This is a genomic window from Kribbella kalugense (genome assembly GCF_004365875.1).
Lineage (GTDB): Bacteria > Actinomycetota > Actinomycetes > Propionibacteriales > Kribbellaceae > Kribbella > Kribbella kalugense.
Genome location: NZ_SODF01000001.1, coordinates 2,760,107 through 2,777,683 on the forward strand (window position 1 = coordinate 2,760,107; position 17,577 = coordinate 2,777,683).

Genomic DNA, 17,577 nt, shown 5'->3' on the forward strand with positions numbered 1-17,577 from the left:
CCTGTACCCCTATGCAGGGTTGTCCAAGTGCTCGGCCAGTTGGTGGAGGGTGGTCTGGAGACGGCGGACCTGTTGCTCGGTCATGCCGAGGGACTCGCCGAGGTGGCACTGGGCCTCGTGGAAGACGGGACGGAGGGCTTCGCCGTCGGGGGTCAGGGAGACGGTGACCGAGCGGGCGTCGGCGGCGGAGCGGTCGAGGGTCAGCAGGCCGCGGTCGGCCAGGCGACGGAGCAGTGGGGTGAGGGTGCCGTGGTCGAGGCGGGTGGCGCGGCCGATGTCGCCGATCGAGCAGGTGCCGAGCCGGGTCAGTGAGACCAGGACGAGGTACTGCGGATAGGTCAGGCCGTGCGGCTCGAGGACCGGACGGTAGAGGGCGGTGACCATCCGGGACAGCGAGTACAGGTCGAAGCAGAGCAGGTCGTCGAGAACCCGGGTCTCGGTCATGGATTCCTCCCTGTGGTCGGCGTCTCACCCCGTGGGGACTTGACGAAAGAGTATCTTGTGCACAACTATCTTGTACACAAGATAACCTCTGAAGGAGATCGCAATGCCGACTCGTACCGCGCGTACCGCTTGGAACGGCACCCTCGAGCAGGGCTCGGGCCAGGTGGAACTGACCAGCTCGCACGTCGGGACGTACGACGTCTCGTTCCCGAAGCGCGCCGCCGATGACGCGGGCGGCACCACCAGTCCGGAGGAGCTCATCGCAGCCGCGCACACTGCTTGCTACGCGATGTCGCTCAGCGCCGAGATCGCCCAGCGCGGCGGCAAGCCGCTTGCCCACGAGGTCTCCGCCGCCGTCACGCTCGGCCCGGATCAGGCCAATGGCGGCTTCAAGCTGACCGGCATCAAGCTGACTGTCCGCGCCGAGGTCGAGGGTCTCGACGACGCAGGCTTCGCGGAGGCTGCGCAGTCCGCCAAGGCGAACTGCCCGATCAGCAAGGCACTCGCCGGCGTCGACATCACGTTGGACGCAGCCCTCGAAAGCTGACCATCGAGGCTCCTCGCGTACGGCATGCTGTGGGTTCGCATCCGTCGCGAAGGAGCGTTCATGGACTGGAGAGACCTGCCGAACGAGCCGAGTCCGCGCGGCACCGAGGGTGGAGGTACTGCGGTTCGCCGTGGATCGCGTTCGGCAGCAGTTCGCGTGGAAGACCGGCGGACTCGATGCCGAGCAGCTGCGGTACCGGCATCCACCGTCGACGTTGACGCTGGCCGGGTTGATCAAGCACATGGCGTTCGTCGAGGACGGCTTCACGGCGAGGGCGGCGCAGCAACCGCTCACCCCGCCGTGGAACGTCCGGAGCCGATGGCGTGACGGGGAATGATCCTGACTGAGGCGGAGAAGATCGCGGACGCGTTGGCGAGGTCGTACGGCGTGCTGGCGGTTGAGCTGATCGAGATCGAGGCGGGTACGGCGACCACCAACTTCCAAGTTGTCGACGAGACCGGGCGGCGGTGGTTCGCCAAGGTCTATCGCGGGGAGCTGCGGCGGGAACGGGCGGCGATCGAGCTGGCCGAGTTCGCCCGGCAGGACGGCGTACCGGTGCCGCAGGTACGGCGGACTCGCGACGGGCGTCTGATCGATGAACGGGCTCCTTTGTCGTTGTGGGAGTTCGTGGACGGCGAGACGGCCGAGGGCTGGATCTCGGGTGCGCGTTGGCCGGCGGTCGGGACTGTCTTGGGCAGGCTGCATCGGCGGTTGTCGGAGCATCCGACAGCAGTACCGACGCTCCGTCCGGCGGTCGAAGTACGCGATATCGGGCGTGCGATGCGGGACTTCGATGAACTGATTGCAAGGTTTCGCGCGCGTGGATCCTTGAGCCCGTTCGAGGAATGGGCATGCGACGCGGCCGAGGTACGGCGGGCCCTGCTCGATCGGGCCGGTGCGATCCTGGCGGATCTGCCCGAGCTGACCGTACAAGTGGTGCACGGCGACCTGGCCTCGCCGAACCTGATGATGCGCGGCGACGACGTAGCGGCCGTGATCGACTTCCAGCCTCCCCGTCCACGCTTCACCGCCTGGGAGATCGCGCGCATCGGCTGCGACCCGCGGACCGTGATCCTCGGCGATGAATGGATCGCCGGACTCGCCGAACTGCTGGCCGCCTACCGTGACGAACACCCGTCAGTGCGCGTCGACGACCTCGTGTCGACGGTCGCCGTCGGCTGCGCGTACACCCTCGGCTCGACGTTCCCGCTGGCCGAACCAGTAGTCACGCCGTCCCTCGAGCTCTACGCCCGAGCCCGCCACGACACAGCACTCCTGACGCTCGACCGACTCACCGAAGCACAGGACGCATTGTGCGACCGACTCAGCTGAACGTCAGGCTGGGATTGAGACACCGAAGAGCCGCTCCGCGTTCTCCAAGGACTCGGTCACTGCGGCTTGGCCGTTGGCGATCATGTCGCGCTGATACGACGCGAGGTCCTCGCCGGAGGTCAACGCTCGAGTGAGGCGCGCTGCATCCCACAGCGCGGTGTTGGCGCCGGCTCCCGCGGCCGGGGTCATTGGATGTACGGCGTCACCCAGCAGCGTCACGTGCTCAGACGACCAGGACGGCACGTCGATGCACGTCCGCAGCGTGATCGGGAAGGCCGCATCGACCTCCGCGGCATCGACCAATGAGCGGATCGCCGGATGCCAATCGGCCACCGACCGCGCGACGATCCCCCACAGGTCGGCCGGACTCATCGCGAACAGCTCCTCGTCCGACGTGCCAAGCACCTCGTTCGTCCCGGTGAGCACGGCCATCAGATAATCGCCGTACTCTGCCGGCGCCTCCCGAAACACCACCGGCCCGAACGCCGCCCCAAGCCCAGAACCGTCACTCGCGAAGCAGAACCCACGCAGGAACGCAGCCGGTGCGATCGCGCGGACGGCCGGCGTCAACGGCACCTTCCCGTAAATGCACCGCACCCCGATGTCCACCACGTCCTGATCCGGCAGCAGACTCCCGCGCACCCGAGACCCCACGCCATCCGCACCAACCAACACGTCGGCGACCGCAGAAGTCCCGTCAGCAAAGGCGACCTCGACCCCGTCAGGCGTCTCGACGTACGACGTGAACTGCTTGCCGAACTCCAGTACGTCGTCCAACCCCGTCATCAAAGCCCGCCGGAACGCGTACCGATCCACCGAAGTCACCGAATCCGGACCAGCGACCGGAAACACCTGCTCGAACTGCGTGTTCAACTGCGCATCGAACCCCGCCACCAGATCACCAGGCTGCGTCGCGGTCGCGATCACCCGACGCCGCACCGCATCAGGCAGCACCGCCGCCAGCGCCTCCTCCCCCACCGGGCTGATGTGAATCCGATACCCCTGCTTGCGGTACTGCGGAGACGGATCGCGCTCGAACACCGTCACGTCCACGCCCGCCTTCAGCAACCCCTGTGCCAGCGCCAGTCCACCGATCCCGGCGCCCATGATCGCAACCCTCATCAGCCTCTCCAATCATCCGTGCGTCGAACTCTATCATCCGTGTGGTTGATTAAGTTAGCACGCTGGATGGGAGGTCCGCTACGATGGCCTTCGTGCGGAGATCACCGGGACCCGACGAGCGACAACGGGACGCCGAGCGCACCCGGCAGCAGTTGCTGGACGCGGCGGTGATCGAGTTCGGCGCGCACGGATTCAACGGCGCGCGGGTCAGCGAGATCGCCGCCAGGGCGGGCGTCAACAAGCAGCTGATCTCGTACTACTTCGGCGGCAAAGAAGGCCTCTACCGCGCGGTCGCCGACCGCTGGCGGGCCAGCGAACCGGCCATCACCGAGGACGCGGAGTCACTCGGCGAGGTCGTCGGCGCCTACGCCCGCACCGCGATCGCGGTGCCCGACCTGCTCCGGGTCCTCGTCCGTGAGGCCGTCGACCGCGACACCAGCGCGCTGGACCCCGAAGGGCAGCGGGCCCGGTTCCGGAGCATGGTCGAGGACTTCCGCCAACGGCAGCTGAAGGGTGAGCTCGCCGCAAACCTGGACGTGGAGTACATAGCCCTGGCGCTCTTCGGCCTGGCGTCGGCTCCCGTCGTGTTCCCGCAGATCGCGAGGGCACTCGGCCTCGACCCGGACAGCGAGGAGTTCGCGGCGAAGTACGCCGACGAAACGACCCGCCTGGTCGAACATTTGAAGGAAGACTAGAGCGCGCCCGATATCGCTCGGATGCGGAGCTCGGCTTTGTAGGCCTCGAGGGCGATCAGTTCGCCGAACATCCGGTTGTACTCGTCCGCACGCTCGATCGGGTTGGTCCGCTGCAGCTTCGACTTCAGGTCCTGGATGCGGCGCGCGCAGGTCAGCTCCTGCAACCGCGCCAGCAAAGCGAGCGCGTACGGCTCGTCAGGCTCCCGACCGAGCCGCAATGGGTCCACCGCCAGCGCTCCCACGACCGCAGCCGCCGGATCGTTGCCGATGGCATCGCGTACGGCGACCACCCAGGCCTCACCCGGTGCCGCCGCGGACGGCCCACCGGCCTTGGCCATCGCGGCACGGATCGCGGCCAGCCACGGATGGGTGAAGTCATGGTCGTCGAGCTCGTCGAACGCGACCCCGACCAGAGACGGGTGCTGCATCGCGATCTTCAGCGCGTCCCACTCGATCACGAACCGCTGGTCCCGCGGCGACGGAATATCGGTACGCCGGGGCGGAGGCTGTGACGCTTCGGTCGAAACCCCAGCGGCGTGCGCGGTCTGTGCCGGAGCAGCCGTCTGCCGAGACGCAGCGCGGTACACCTCAGACCGGACCTTGTCCTCGTCCATCCCCAAATGCCCAGCCAGCTCACGCGTGAACGCATCCACCTTCGACCGGTCGCGAATACTGATCACCAGCCGCGCCGCGTCGCGCAGCGCATCGATCCGCGTGTCCGCCCGATCCAAGTCGTACTTCGACAACACATTGCCGAGCACGAACCGGTACAGCGGAACACGCCGACCAATCAGCTCCCGAACCGCCGCATCGCCCTTCTGCAACCGCAGGTCACACGGATCCAGTCCGTCCGGCTCGACCGCGACGTACGTCTGCGAAGCGAACGCCTGGTCCCCAGCAAAAGCCTTCAACGCCGCCCGCTGACCCGCCTCGTCACCGTCGAAGGTGAAGATCACCTCGCCGCGGAACTGGTCGTGATCCAGCAACAGCTGCCGCAACACGCGGGCATGGTCGTCGCCGAACGACGTACCGCAGGTGGCGACCGCGGTCTGCACTCCGGCCAGATGACACGCCATCACGTCGGTGTAGCCCTCGACGACCACGGCCTGGCGGCCCTTGGCGATCTCGCGGCGGGCGAGGTCCACGCCGTACAGGACCTTGGACTTCTTGTAGATCGGGGTCTCGGGCGTGTTCAGGTACTTCGCTTCGATCCGGTCGTCGTCGAACAGCCGCCGCGCACCGAACCCGATCACGTCCGACGACGCGTCCCGGATCGGCCACATCAGCCGGCCGCGGAACCGGTCGTACAGCCCGCGCTGTCCGTCGGCGGCCAGGCCGGACGCGACCAGCTCGGCGTTGGAGAAGCCGCGTCCGCGCAGGTGGCCGATCAGCGCCTCGCCACCGCGCGGTGAGAAGCCGACGCCGAAGTGGACGGCCGCGTCCTTGTCGAACCCGCGCTTGTCCAGGAACTGGCGTCCGAGTGACGCGTCGGCCGCGCCGAACAGCTGGTCGACGTAGAACTCCGCGGCGACCTTGTGCGCCTCGACGAGCCGCGGCCGCTGGTTGCCCGGACCGCGCTGGATCGGCGCGCCGGAGTCCTCGTACCGCAGCTGGATGCCGACCTTGGCGGCCAGCGTCTCGACCGCCTCGCTGAACGTGATCTGATCGATCTTCTGGATGAAGTCGATGACGTCGCCGCCCTCTTGGCAGCCGAAGCAGTAGAAGAACCCGCGTGCCGGGGTGACGTTGAACGACGGCGACTTCTCGTCGTGGAACGGGCACAGCCCCTTGAGCGAGCCACCGCCAGCGTTCTTCAAGGTCACATACGAACCGACGACGTCGTCGATCCGGGCTCGCTCGCGCACCAGCGCGATGTCCTCTTCCTTGATCCGGCCTGCCACCCCGCGAGTCTAGCTGGACCGGTCACATAGGTTGACCGGTATGCCACGAACACTTCGCCCTGGTCAGCGGTCCGAGTTGTACGTCGTCGATGTGACGAGTGGGGAGCACCGGTTGGTGTTCAGTTCGTCGGAGGTCCTCTTCGAGGCGCCGAACTGGACGCCGGACGGCACGCTGGTTGTGAACGGCAACGGTCGGCTGTTCCGGGTCGCGGACGAGCTCGAGGAGATCGAGCTCGGCGGCGTACCGGACATCAACAACGACCACGTGGTGAGCCCCGACGGGCGGACCGTCTACGTGTCGGCGGAGGACGGACATCTGTACGCCGTACCGATCGAGGGTGGACCTGGGCGTCGGGTGACGAACGATCGCGGGCCGGGTTTCCACCACTACCTGCACGGGGTCTCGCCGGATGGGGAGACGTTGGCGTACATCGGGCTCGAGCACGTGGACGGCCGGCGGATCACCAACGTGTGGACGATTCCGAGCGCCGGCGGGGCCGATGTGCAGGTGACGGACGACGAGTTCGCCGACGACGGGTCGGAGTACAGCCCGGACGGGAAGTGGATCTACTTCAACTCCGAGCGAGCCGGGCAGGCCCAGCTGTTCCGGATCGCGGTCGGCAGCGGTGAGGTCGAGCAGCTGACGGACGACGAGCGCGTCAACTGGTTCCCGCACCCCGCACCGGACGGTTCGGCGATCGCCTACGTGAGCTTCCCGCCCGGCACCGAGGGGCATCCCGCTGACATCGACGACGTACGACTGCGTCTGCTGACCAAGGACGGCATCCGCGAACTGACGACGCTGTTCGGCGGCCAGGGCACGATGAACGTACCGAGCTGGTCGCCGGACAGCACCGAGTTCGCCTACGTCACCTACCCGATCTAAACATCGGACAGCTCGACCGAGGTGTCGGCGAGGCGGGCCGGATCGACCGCCTTGCCGGAGCGGATCAGCTCACGGACCGCGCCGAGTCCGGTGTCCCACAGGTTGACGTGCATGCCGGCCAGGACGTGGTGGTCGTCGTCAAGCCAGAAGACCATGTAGGCGCCGGACTTCGGGTCGCCGCGGAACACCACCTGGTACGACGCGCCGCGCGGAAGGTCGCCGGCGTACTCCATGCCCAGGTCGAACTGGTCGGTGAAGAAGTACGGGATCGCATCGTGCGACACGTCCTGGCCGAGCATCGCCTTCGCGGCTGTCTTGCCGGTGTCCTTCGCGTTCTGCCAGTGCTCGACCCGGACCGAGCGGCCGTACAGCGGGTGGTCCCAGCGGACCACGTCACCGGCGGCGTACACGTCCTCGGCGGACGTCCGCAGGTTGGCGCCCGTCACGATGCCGGAGCCGTTGTTCGGCGTCGCGACCTCGATGCCGGCCTCCTCGGCGAGCTCGGTGTTCGGCCGGACGCCGACCCCGACGACCACCAGGTCCGCGGGAAGGACGTCACCTCCGGAGACGCGAACGCCGGTGACCTTGTCGGTCCCCTCGAAGCCCTCGACCCCGGTCCCGAACCGGAACTGCACGCCGTGCTGCCGGTGGAAGTCAGCGAACACGTCGCCGACCTCTTCACCCATCACCGACGCCAGCGCGGTGGACTGCGGCTCGACGACCGTCACCTCACAGCCCCGCTCGCGCGCGGCCGAAGCCGCCTCCAGCCCGATCCAGCCGGCGCCGACCACGACGACTCGCGGCTTGGCGGCGTACGCATCGGTCAACGCCTGCGCCTCCTCGGCCGTCCGCAGGTAGTGCACACCCGGCAGATCAGCGCCCGGTACGTCGAGTTTGCGGACGCGGCTGCCCGTCGCGATCAGAAGCTTGCTATACGACACCTGTGAGCCGTCGTCGAGCGTGACGGTGTGCGCGGCCGGGTCGATCGCGGTGACCGTCGTCCCGAGGCGCAGGTCGATGTTGTTGTCGTCGTACCACTGCTGGTCGTGCAGCTGAGCAGACTCGGTCCCCTTCTTGGCGAGCAGCACGTCCTTCGACAACGGAGGTCGCTCGTACGGCAAGGACTGCTCACTGCCGATCAGGACCACACCACCGGCCCAGCCTTCCTTCCGAAGGGCCTCGGCCGCGGTCGCTCCCGCGAGACTCGCACCGACGATCACGATCTGCTCAGCATCAGCCATACAACGGACTTTAGTCCCCGGCGAACTCTTGCCGCGCGCGGCGCGGATGACTAACTTGTCGAGGACATCATACGTCCTATGTCCTCCCTGGAGAGTCATGCGCGTACTCACACCGGCCCGCCTGGTGGCGGCCGCCTTGCTGGTGTTCACCACTCTTACTTCCCCGCCCGCTCAGGCCTCGCCAACTGCTCAGGCCTCCCCGCCTGCTCAAGCGCCGTTCGTCGACGACAGCGTCCTGTTCCAGCAGAAGACCGAGGGCTACTCGTGCTTCCGGATCCCGGCTGTGGTCCACGCGGCCAACGGCGTCGTACTCGCGTTCGCCGAAGGCCGGGTCGCCGACTGCGGTGACGACGGGGACATCGACATCGTGCTGAAGCGTTCGTTCGACGGCGGCAAGACCTGGGGGCCGCTGCAGGTTGTGTCCGACGGCAACGGGAGCACGCACGGCAACCCGGTGCCGATTGTTGACAATCGGACTGGTCGGATTGTCCTCATTACTACCCACAACGGCCCGGAGCCGTGCACGAACGGCTGCGACCGTGATGCGTACGTCCAGACCAGCGACGACACCGGCGCGACCTGGACCGCGCCGCGCGAGCTGACCGACGCGAAGCTGCCGAGCTGGAACTTCTGGTACGCAACCGGCCCGATGCACGGCATCCAGCTCGAGCACGGTCCGCACGCCGGCCGGCTGATCGTTGGTGCGACCTACGAGACGTACGACGGCGTCGGGCCGCATGTGTACGGCGGCCATCTGATCTACAGCGACGACTCCGGTGAGACCTGGCACATCGGAGCGACCATGGCCCGCGACGACGGCAAAGTGATCGTCGGAGAGATCACCGTGGTCGAGTTGACCGACGGCCGGATCTACGCGCTGGCACGTGAACGCGGTACCGATCCGGGTAACCGCGCGTACGCCATCAGCAGCGACGACGGTGCGACGTTCGACGCACCGTTCAAGACGATCCCGCAACTGGTGATGCCCGACGTACAAGGCTCGTTGTTGCGGTTCAGCGCGCGGAACGAGGGCGACCGGCAGAACCGGATCCTGTTCTCGGCACCGGCGCATCCGGCCGCGCGCGAGGTGATGACGGTGCGATCGTCGTACGACGAGGCGCGGTCGTTCGGCACCTGGCAGCAGGGCAAAGTCTTCTACTGGGGTCCGTCGGCGTACTCCGACATGGTCCGGCTGGACGGGGATCAAGCCGGGTTGCTGTACGAGGCCGGAGTCGCGAGCCCGTACGAGACGATCCGGTGGGCGCGGTTCAACGAGGCGTACCTGTCGACGCCGAACGGGACGCCGCCGGGGATCCCCGGTCCGCCGGCGCCGGGGCCACGGACGGCTGACGTTGGTCCGGCCCACAATCCGGCGTACGTGCGCGGTGGGGCGACTCTTGCCGAGGGCAAGTTCGGGAACGGGCTGGCGCTGGATGGGGTGGACGATTATGTCGAGGTGCCGTTCGACCGGTCGATCGATCTCGGGGCGGACGATTTCACGATGATGACGTGGATCAAGTACGGCGCTACGACCGGATCACACGCGATCCTCTGGGCGTATCGGACCGGGTCGGGAACTACACCACAGGTGTGGTTGCGGGCCGAGCCGGAGAGCAATCGGATCCGGGCGCTGTTGTCGGTGGATCGGTTCAACGTGACCGTCCAGTCGACGTCGGCGTACAACGACGATCAGTGGCATCACGTCGTACTGGAACGGGCGAATGGCAAGCTGCGGCTGGTGATCGACGGCGCCGAGGTCGGCTCGGCGACTGCACCAGCGGGGTCGGTCACGGCCGGCAAGGAGTTCGGCGTGCAAGGCATCCACGTCGGCCAACGAGTAGACGGCGCCAACCGCTTCCAAGGCACCCTCGACGAGGTCCGCATCTACCGCCGAGCCCTCTCAGACGCGGAACTGCAGCAGATCCGCGAAACCAACAGGCCGATCAACAACCACCTCGGCCTCGACCTCCCCTTCACCACCATCCACTGAGCGGCAGCTCGACAGGACATATCCGACGATCGGCCCGTCCGGCGAGCGTTCCCAGGCGGGCGCTCGCCGGCAGTGGACCTATACGTACTGTCGAGCTGCCGACGAGCGACGTCATCGGCCGCCGTCGACCACCGCTTGCCATCGGATCCTCCGCCCCACCGACCGCCTGAGGGGTCAACCCCCGAGGTTGTCGGTTGCGCAGGCAGAATCCACCTCCGCAACCGACCAGCCGAGGGGTTGACCCCTCAAACGAACCAGGACGCGACGGTCGTGGTGAGCGGGCGGCCGGGGTTGTTGTCGCCGGTGAGCGGGTGCCGGCGGCAGCTGCGGGTGGTCCCGCGCTCCCGCCCCACCGAGCGTTTGAGGGGTTAACCCCCGAGGTTGTCGGTTGCGTAAGCAGAATCCACTTCCGCAACCGACCAGCCGAGGGGTTGACCCCTCAAACGAACCGGGTGGTTCCGGTGGGGTGGTCAGGGGGTTAGGTGGGTGTGCCAGGTTTGGGCTGAGGGGTCGGTTAGGGAGGCGACCTGGTCGACTATGACGCGGAGGCGGGCGTTGTCGTCGGCCGCCTCCGCGAAGTCGGATTGGAAGGGGATGTCTAGGTGGTGGGGAGCTGTCTTCCAGAGGGCTTCCACCAACTCGGTGAGGAGTTCGCGTTGGACGGCTCGGCGGGCCTGGCGTTCGGGTGAGTTGAGGACGTGGAACATGCCGACGCCCTTCAGCAGGCCGATCTCGGTGCGCGTCCCGTCCGGTACGACGAGGTCGGCCTCGTAGCGGATCAAGCGGGACCGACCGAAGACCGCATGTGTGGCCTGTTCGGCGGCGGTGGCGAAGCGGCCGATGAGCTGGCTGGTGAGGTCCTTGAGGCCGCCCAGCGCACGGCGACTGTCGTCGAATCCGCCGGACGGCCAGTAGTTCAAGGACTTCAGCCGTTCCCAGCCCTCGTCCAGCTCGACATCGGTTGCTTCCGGCAAGTACATCCGCCGGACCGTCTCCCAGTACGGCGTTCGGTCCGCGTCGATCGCGTCGAGTTCGAGGTGGTGGGCAACGATCCCGTCCTCGACGTCGTGCACGGAGTACGCGACGTCGTCGGCGAAGTCCATCACCTGCGCCTCCAGGCAGCGCCGCTCCCCCACGCCCGCACGCAACCAGGTGAAGACCGCGAGATCGTCGTCGTACACCCCGAACTTCCGCTCCCCGGGCCGCCGAGCCCATGGGTACTTCGTCGCGGCGTCGAGCGTTGCCCGGCTCAGGTTGAGGCCGACACTGCGCCCGTCGGCGTCGAACGTCTTCGACTCGAGCCGGGTCAGCAGTCGCAGCGTCTGCGCGTTCCCTTCGAAGCCGCCGATGTCCGCGGCGACCTGGTCGAGCGCCCGCTCGCCGTTGTGCCCGAACGGCGGATGGCCGAGATCGTGCGCCAGGCAGGCCGCGTCGACGATGTCCGGATCGCAGCCGAGCGTCGACGCCAGCTCGCGGCCGATCTGCGCGACCTCGAGACTGTGGGTCAGCCGGTTCCGGACGAAGTCGTCGCTGCCGGCCGTGACCACCTGCGTCTTGGCCGCCAGCCGCCGCAACGCCGCGCTGTGCAGCACCCGCGCGCGATCACGCGCGAACGCGGTCCGCCCTGGCCGCTTGACCGGCTCGGCAACCCAACGCTCCGCGTCATGCTCGTCGTACCACTCATGCTGCTTCCTCATTACTGCTCACAGTAGCCGCGACCACCGACAGTTTCGCGACCTTCAGATGGCCACGCAGTAACGCATCCAGAGGGTGCCGTCCTTGAAGACCTCGGTGCCGACGTGTTGGAGAGCGAGCTGACGAGTGTCGTACCAGGGGTCGCCGGACCCAACGAGCACCGGATGCACGAGCAAGGCGAGTTCGTCGACCAGATCGAGCGCGAGGCAGGCCCGCAGCAACGCGCCGGCCGAGTCGACCCGCACGGTCTGTGCACCACGGCGCCCAAGGGTCTCGAGTACTTCGGCGAGGTCGACCTGCTCATATCCGGTGACCAGCTCGCGAGTCGTGGCGTCAACCGGTCGCTCCGGCGTCTGATCGGCGTACAACGCGAGCACGTCAGACCAGTACCCGAGCTGCCGCAGCGACTCCCAACTGCGAACCCGGGCTCGGCTGTCCACCACTGCGAGCAGCGGTCCTTCGGCCCGCGGTCCACGTCGAGGAGCCGCGAGTACGGCGGCCTCTTGGGCCAGGATCGTGTCCGCGCCGATCAGGGTCACGTCCTCCTGCCACAGCGACGCCAGCGCATAGAACCGGGCGAGGTCGACGTCGAATCCCGACGTCATCCCGTCCAGCGAGACCGCCAACTGAGCCACCACGTGAGGCCGCATGCCCGCCAACCTAGAGACGGCCACCGACAATCCGCAGCCCTTCGGCCAAGCCCAGCCGGTTGCAGAGACTCCTTTGCAGAGACTACTCTGCATCTATGCGACGGATCGATGCCCGAAGTCTGCGCGGACTCGCCCACCCGCTCCGGATGCGCATCCTGGAGGCGATCGAGCTCGACGGGCCGGCGACGTCGAGCACTCTGGCGGCGCGGCTCGGCGAGAACACCGGCACGATCAGCTGGCACCTGCGGCTGCTCGCCGAGCACGGGTACCTCGAGGAGGATCCGGACCGCGGCACCAAGCGGGAGCGCTGGTGGCGGCTCCCCCATCGGCAGACCGTGCTCGACCCGGCGGAGTTTCTCGACGATCCGGAGATGCGGCGTGCGCTCGATGTCTACCTGCGCGACCTCGTCGAGCGGTACTACGACCGCGTCCGCGCGTACCTCGACGACGACTGGCCCGGCGAGTGGCAGCACGCGGCCGGCCTGTCGGACTGGCGCGACCTCCGACTCACACCGGCGCAACTGCACGCACTCAACGAAGAGCTCGCCACCGTCATCAACCGCTACGCCGACGCCGGCGGGGCCTCGGACTCCGGCACCGACTCGAGCGCCGAGCCCGCCGACGGCGACACGGCCTCGGACGGCGACGCGCCCGCGGACGGCGCCGAGCGCGTGATTGTTCAACTGCAGTCGTTCCCGCGTCGCTCATGAGTCTCCTCAAGACTCATCGCGACTTCCGCCTGTTCTGGATCGGCGAGACGATCAACCGGTTCGGCAGCGCGACCTCATCAGTCGCCCTTCCCCTCGTCGCCATTTCGTTGCTCGACGCAACGACCTTTGAGGTCGGACTGCTGACCGCGGCCGCGTGGGCGCCTTGGCTGCTCATCGGCCTGCCGACCGGCGCCTGGATCGACCGGGTACGCCGTCGCCCGGTCATGCTCGCGTCCTGCGTCGCCTCGTTCCTCCTGTTCGCCGCAGTACCGCTGGCGGCGACAAACCGATTGTTGACAATCCAACTCCTACTCGCGATCGCCGGGCTTGCCGGAGCCGCGTCGGTCCTCTTCCAGACGGCGTACACCGCCTATCTCCCAACGCTTCTGGACCAACACGACCACGCCGAAGGCAACGCGAAGCTGCACGGCAGCGCCTCCGCCGCACAGATCGCCGGAATGGGATGCGGCGGCCTGCTGGTCCAGTTCGCCGGCGCAGCCAACGCACTCCTCGTCGACGCAGCGAGCTTCCTGGTCGCAGGCCTCTGCCTGGCCGCGATCCGCTACCGAGAACGCCGTACGACGAACCCTCGCAAAGCCGGCGCGATCCGCGAAGGCATCAGGCTGGTCGCGCACGACGTCTGGTTGCGCACACTGACAATCTTCGGCGCGGCTTCGAACCTTGCCCTGATGGGCTATCAGGCGATCATCGTCGTCTTCCTCGTCCGCGAAGCAGGCCTCACCGCCGGCTCGGTCGGCGCCCTCGTCGCGGCTGCATCCAGCGGCGGAGTCGTCGGCGCCTTCATCGGCCGACACACCCTACGGTTCGGTACGGCGAGGGCGTTGCTGCTGTGCGAGCTCGGGCTGCCGACGCTCGCGCTACTGATCCCGCTGAGCGGCGCGAGTCCGTGGTTCTACTTGGTCGGAGCCTTCGGCGTGAGCCTCGGAGTTGTCGGCGGCAACGTCGTCAAAACCACATTCCTTCAGTCGTACTGCCCGGCCGACCTGCTCGGCCGGCTCACCGCGACCACGGCGTTCGTCAACTACGGCACGATCCCGCTCGGCGCACTCCTCGGCGGAACGCTCGGCCAAACCCTTGGCCTGACCCCGGCGCTCTGGATCACGACAGCCGGAGTACCACTGGCCGGCCTGGTCCTGATCGCCTCACCGATCCGCAAGGTCCGCGACCTGCCAGCTCACCAGGGCAGCGGCGTACCGGGGGCGACAGCCGACTCCAATCGGGTCCGCACCGCCTGACGGGCCTGCTCGTACGTCGTCTCGTCGTTGTGCAGGATCGAGGCCAGATTCGCGGCCTCGTAGTACGCGTTCAGGTCGAATGCGAGCTGCCTAGGATCACCCGCCAGCTGACCACGCTCGACCGCCTCGCCGATCGTGGTCGTGATCAGGTCCATCCACTCGTGGTGCACGGCGGCCAGCATCTCCTGTACGGCGCCATCGCGGGCGGAGAACTCGTGCGAGACCTTCTGGAAGAAGCAGCCTCCCGGGAACACCCGGCGTTGAGAGTACTCCAGCCAGTGCATGCTCAGCGCCCACACTCGCCCCAGACCGCGCTCGACCTCGAACGCCGGGACGACCACGTTGTCGGCGTAGATCCGCCGCGCGGCCCGGATGGTCGCCAGTTGCAGCTCTTCCTTGGAGCCGAAGTGCGCGAACAGCCCGCTCTTGCTGATCCCGAGCTCGGTCGCGAGCCCGCCGATCGACAGCCCTTCGAGCCCGTCGACCGACGCGATGTCGACCGCTCGGCGCAGGACGGCGCGGCGGGTCTGATCACCCCGCACCAACCGTCCGTCGACCTTCTCCACGATCCCCGATCCTATTCCCGTTGACGACCGCGCCTGTCTAAACTAATAATACGACCGTTCGTATAGTTTGCATGAGTAGAGGTGTGCGATGGAGAAGCTGGTCAGGTTCGGACTGCGGACGATCGGGGTGGCGTCACCCCAGCTCGGCGGCCGACTCGCGTTCGCAGTGTGGCGCCGGCCGCTCGCCCGCGGCCGGGTCCGCACGGCAGAACAGGCCGTCCATGACGCCGCGCAGGTCGAACTTGTCGACGGCGTCGCCACCTACACCTGGGGCGACGGCCGCCGCCCGGTGCTGCTCGTCCACGGCTGGCGCTCGCGCGCATCGAGGTACGCCGGATTCATCGAGCGGCTGCTCGAACTCGGATACAGCGCGGTCTCGTACGACGCCCCTGCGCACGGCGACTCCGGCGGGCAGGTCGTGTCGATCCTCGGCCACCAGCGGATCATCCGCGCGCTGGAGGAACGCCACGGCCCGTTCGAGAGCGTGATCGCGCACTCCCTCGGCGTACCGTTCGCGCTGTACGCCGTCCGCGCAGGTGTCGCCGCGCAGCGACTGGTGATGATCAGCGGCGTGGCCGACTTCGGCTACCTGACCGACGCGTTCTGCGCCGAGCTCGGGCTGGGTCCGAAGGTCAACCAGGAGCTGCGGCGGCGGATCGAACGCGGGTACTTCGATGGCGACGACCAGATCTGGACCCGGTACTCGGTCGCGACCGGGAAGGCCGAGCTCCTGGTGATCCACAACGACGAGGACGACGTCGTCGACCCGGGGCAGGCACAGGTACTGCTGAGGAACTACGGTCCGCGGGCACACTTCCTGCCGACGACCGGGCTGGGTCACCGCCGGATCCTGTCCGACCCGGCGGTGATCACCGAAGCAGTTGCCTTCTTGCAGGACTCAGATGTCGCGGAAGGTCTCGATCTGGGCGCCTAGCGAGTTCAGCCGGGCGGCGAGGTCCTCGTAACCCCGGTTGATCACGTAGACGCTGCGGAGTACCGACGTACCCTTCGCGGCCATCATCGCGATCAGCGTGACGACGGCCGGCCGGAGCGCCGGCGGGCACATCATCTCGGCGCCGGAGAAGTGCGTCGGCCCCTCGACCATCACCCGGTGCGGGTCGAGCAGCTTGACCCGGCCGCCGAGCTTGTTCAGGTCGGTCAGGTAGATCGCTCGGTTCTCGTAGACCCAGTCGTGGATCAGCGTCTGCCCGGTGGCGATCGCCGCGATCGCCGCGAAGAACGGCAGGTTGTCGAGGTTCAGGCCCGGGAACGGCATCGGGTGGATCTTGTCGATCGGCGCGTGCAGCTTGGACGGCCGGGTGGTCAGGTCGACCAGCCGGGTCCGGCCGTTCTCGGCCAGGTACTCCGCGCTGCGGTCGTAGTCGAGACCCATTTCCTCGAGTACGGCGAGCTCGATCTCGAGGAACTCGACCGGCGCCCGGCGGATGGTGATCTCGGACTTGGTCACGATCGCCGCGGTGAGCAGGCTCATCGCCTCGATCGGGTCCTCGGACGGCGCGTAGTCGACGTCCACGTCGATGTCGGCCTTGCCGTGCACGGTCAGCGAGGTGGTGCCGATGCCGTCGATCTTCACGCCGAGCAGGTCGAGGTAGAAGCACAGGTCCTGGACCATGTAGTTCGGGCTCGCGTTCCGGATCACCGTCACGCCGTCGTGCCGGGCCGCAGCCATGATCGCGTTCTCGGTCACGGTGTCGCCGCGCTCGGTCAGCACGATCGGCCGGGTCGGCGTGATCGTCCGGTTGACCATCGCGTGGTAGTGCCCGCCGGTCGCCTTCACCTCGAGGCCGAACGGGCGGAGCGCGGTCATGTGCGGCTCGACCGTGCGAGTGCCGAGGTCGCAGCCGCCGGCGTACGGGAGCTCGAAGGCGTCCTCGCGGTGCAGCAGCGGGCCCAGGAACATGATGATCGAGCGGGTCCGGCCGGCCGCCTCGGCGTCCATCGAGCCGAGGTCGAGTTGCGCGGGCGGGACGATCTCCAGGTCACCGGCGTCGTTCAGCCAGGTGGTCCGGACGCCGATCGAGTTCAGTACCTCGAGCAGCCGGTTGACCTCTTCGATCCGGGCGACCTTGCGTAGCGTCGTACGGCCCTTGTTCAACAGCGATGCGCAGAGCAGCGCGACGCCGGCGTTCTTGCTCGACTTGACGTCGATGGAACCGGAAAGTTGCCGGCCACCGGCAACACGGAGGTGGACCGGACCGCCACCGAGAGAGACAATTTCGGAGTCGAGTGCCTCGCCGATCCGGGCGAGCATCTCGAGAGTGAGGTTCTGATGACCCTTCTCGATCCTGTTCACCGCGCTCTGGCTGGTGTTCAGTACTTCCGCGAGCTGCGTCTGCGTCCAGCCGCGGTGCTTGCGGGCGTCCCGGATGAGATTTCCGATCCGGCTCAGGTAGTCATCGGTCATGCGCCGGACCTTATCTCACATGTGAGATACCTCTGCACCGACCCGCCGGTGCCAGCGTAGCGAATGTCACCCTCCGCCACGCCCAGGGGGCCTCAAGGACCCCCGTGACCTGCTGAA

At 67.6% G+C, this 17,577-nt stretch carries 17 protein-coding genes; 9 read left to right on the forward strand and 8 right to left on the reverse strand.

What is annotated here, in order from left to right:
- Nucleotides 1–9 precede the first annotated feature (9 nt).
- Entirely contained in the window at nucleotides 10–444 is a 435-nt protein-coding gene (locus EV650_RS12900; RefSeq protein ID WP_134118620.1) for a MarR family winged helix-turn-helix transcriptional regulator, read from the reverse strand.
- A 103-nt stretch (nucleotides 445–547) separates the two neighbouring features.
- On the opposite strand from EV650_RS12900, the gene EV650_RS12905 reads away from it, so the two are divergent.
- The 3 genes from EV650_RS12905 to EV650_RS12915 all read left to right on the forward strand — a co-directional run bounded on the left by EV650_RS12905 (nucleotide 548) and on the right by EV650_RS12915 (nucleotide 2,323).
- Nucleotides 548–991 carry an OsmC family peroxiredoxin gene (locus EV650_RS12905; RefSeq protein ID WP_134118622.1) on the forward strand — a complete coding sequence of 148 codons (444 nt, stop codon included), beginning with the start codon at nucleotides 548–550 and terminating at the stop codon, nucleotides 989–991.
- A gap of 109 nt (nucleotides 992–1,100) precedes the next feature.
- Nucleotides 1,101–1,328, forward strand: a complete 228-nt coding sequence (locus tag EV650_RS12910; protein ID WP_134118625.1) for a mycothiol transferase — start codon at nucleotides 1,101–1,103, stop codon at nucleotides 1,326–1,328.
- Nucleotides 1,325–2,323, forward strand: a complete 999-nt coding sequence (locus tag EV650_RS12915) for a phosphotransferase enzyme family protein (RefSeq protein WP_134118627.1) — start codon at nucleotides 1,325–1,327, stop codon at nucleotides 2,321–2,323. The genes EV650_RS12910 and EV650_RS12915 overlap by 4 nt, the downstream gene beginning before the upstream one ends.
- Before the next feature lie 3 nt (nucleotides 2,324–2,326).
- On the opposite strand, the gene EV650_RS12920 is transcribed toward EV650_RS12915, so the two are convergent.
- Entirely contained in the window at nucleotides 2,327–3,445 is a 1,119-nt protein-coding gene (locus EV650_RS12920; protein WP_134118630.1) for an FAD-dependent oxidoreductase, read from the reverse strand.
- Nucleotides 3,446–3,537: 92 nt separating this feature from the next.
- On the opposite strand from EV650_RS12920, the gene EV650_RS12925 reads away from it, so the two are divergent.
- Entirely contained in the window at nucleotides 3,538–4,140 is a 603-nt protein-coding gene (locus EV650_RS12925; RefSeq protein ID WP_238174177.1) for a TetR/AcrR family transcriptional regulator, read from the forward strand.
- Here the strand turns inward: EV650_RS12925 and dnaG are convergent.
- Complete coding sequence (gene dnaG, locus EV650_RS12930; protein WP_134118634.1) at nucleotides 4,137–6,041, reverse strand: DNA primase; 1,905 nt, start codon at nucleotides 6,039–6,041, stop codon at nucleotides 4,137–4,139. The two genes, EV650_RS12925 and dnaG, sit on opposite strands and share 4 nt — an antisense overlap.
- A 40-nt stretch (nucleotides 6,042–6,081) precedes the next feature.
- On the opposite strand from dnaG, the gene EV650_RS12935 reads away from it, so the two are divergent.
- A complete protein-coding gene (locus EV650_RS12935) occupies nucleotides 6,082–6,927 on the forward strand; it encodes a TolB family protein (protein ID WP_134118636.1) in 846 nt (281 codons plus the stop codon).
- Here EV650_RS12935 and EV650_RS12940 read toward each other — a convergent pair.
- Nucleotides 6,924–8,168, reverse strand: a complete 1,245-nt coding sequence (locus EV650_RS12940; protein ID WP_134118638.1) for an NAD(P)/FAD-dependent oxidoreductase — start codon at nucleotides 8,166–8,168, stop codon at nucleotides 6,924–6,926. The genes EV650_RS12935 and EV650_RS12940 overlap by 4 nt on opposite strands.
- Before the next feature lie 97 nt (nucleotides 8,169–8,265).
- On the opposite strand from EV650_RS12940, the gene EV650_RS12945 reads away from it, so the two are divergent.
- Complete coding sequence (locus tag EV650_RS12945; RefSeq protein ID WP_134118641.1) at nucleotides 8,266–10,158, forward strand: sialidase family protein; 1,893 nt, start codon at nucleotides 8,266–8,268, stop codon at nucleotides 10,156–10,158.
- Between the two features lie 470 nt (nucleotides 10,159–10,628).
- On the opposite strand, the gene EV650_RS12950 is transcribed toward EV650_RS12945, so the two are convergent.
- Nucleotides 10,629–11,855: a deoxyguanosinetriphosphate triphosphohydrolase gene (locus tag EV650_RS12950; RefSeq protein ID WP_134118643.1), complete on the reverse strand. Its 1,227-nt coding sequence runs from the start codon at nucleotides 11,853–11,855 to the stop codon at nucleotides 10,629–10,631.
- A 42-nt stretch (nucleotides 11,856–11,897) separates the two neighbouring features.
- Nucleotides 11,898–12,503: a dihydrofolate reductase family protein gene (locus tag EV650_RS12955; RefSeq protein ID WP_134118645.1), complete on the reverse strand. Its 606-nt coding sequence runs from the start codon at nucleotides 12,501–12,503 to the stop codon at nucleotides 11,898–11,900.
- A gap of 95 nt (nucleotides 12,504–12,598) precedes the next feature.
- On the opposite strand from EV650_RS12955, the gene EV650_RS12960 reads away from it, so the two are divergent.
- Together EV650_RS12960 and EV650_RS12965 are read left to right on the forward strand one after the other, a co-directional pair.
- The gene (locus EV650_RS12960; protein ID WP_134118647.1) at nucleotides 12,599–13,213 is read left to right on the forward strand and encodes a winged helix-turn-helix domain-containing protein; all 615 of its coding nucleotides are present in this window, start codon (nucleotides 12,599–12,601) and stop codon (nucleotides 13,211–13,213) included.
- On the forward strand, nucleotides 13,210–14,469 hold the full coding sequence (locus tag EV650_RS12965; RefSeq protein ID WP_134118650.1) for an MFS transporter: 1,260 nt from the start codon (nucleotides 13,210–13,212) through the stop codon (nucleotides 14,467–14,469). Before EV650_RS12960 ends, EV650_RS12965 begins: the two co-directional genes overlap by 4 nt.
- Here EV650_RS12965 and EV650_RS12970 read toward each other — a convergent pair.
- Nucleotides 14,409–15,035, reverse strand: coding sequence for a TetR/AcrR family transcriptional regulator (locus EV650_RS12970; RefSeq protein ID WP_238174178.1), 627 nt, complete (start codon nucleotides 15,033–15,035; stop codon nucleotides 14,409–14,411). The genes EV650_RS12965 and EV650_RS12970 overlap by 61 nt on opposite strands.
- A gap of 88 nt (nucleotides 15,036–15,123) precedes the next feature.
- Here EV650_RS12970 and EV650_RS12975 point away from each other — a divergent pair, with 88 nt between their 5' ends.
- On the forward strand, nucleotides 15,124–15,969 hold the full coding sequence (locus EV650_RS12975; RefSeq protein ID WP_134118654.1) for an alpha/beta hydrolase: 846 nt from the start codon (nucleotides 15,124–15,126) through the stop codon (nucleotides 15,967–15,969).
- On the opposite strand, the gene EV650_RS12980 is transcribed toward EV650_RS12975, so the two are convergent.
- Nucleotides 15,934–17,460 (reverse strand): helix-turn-helix domain-containing protein, encoded by a 1,527-nt coding sequence (locus EV650_RS12980; RefSeq protein ID WP_134118656.1) that lies wholly within the window; start codon nucleotides 17,458–17,460, stop codon nucleotides 15,934–15,936. The genes EV650_RS12975 and EV650_RS12980 overlap by 36 nt on opposite strands.
- Nucleotides 17,461–17,577: the final 117 nt, after the last annotated feature.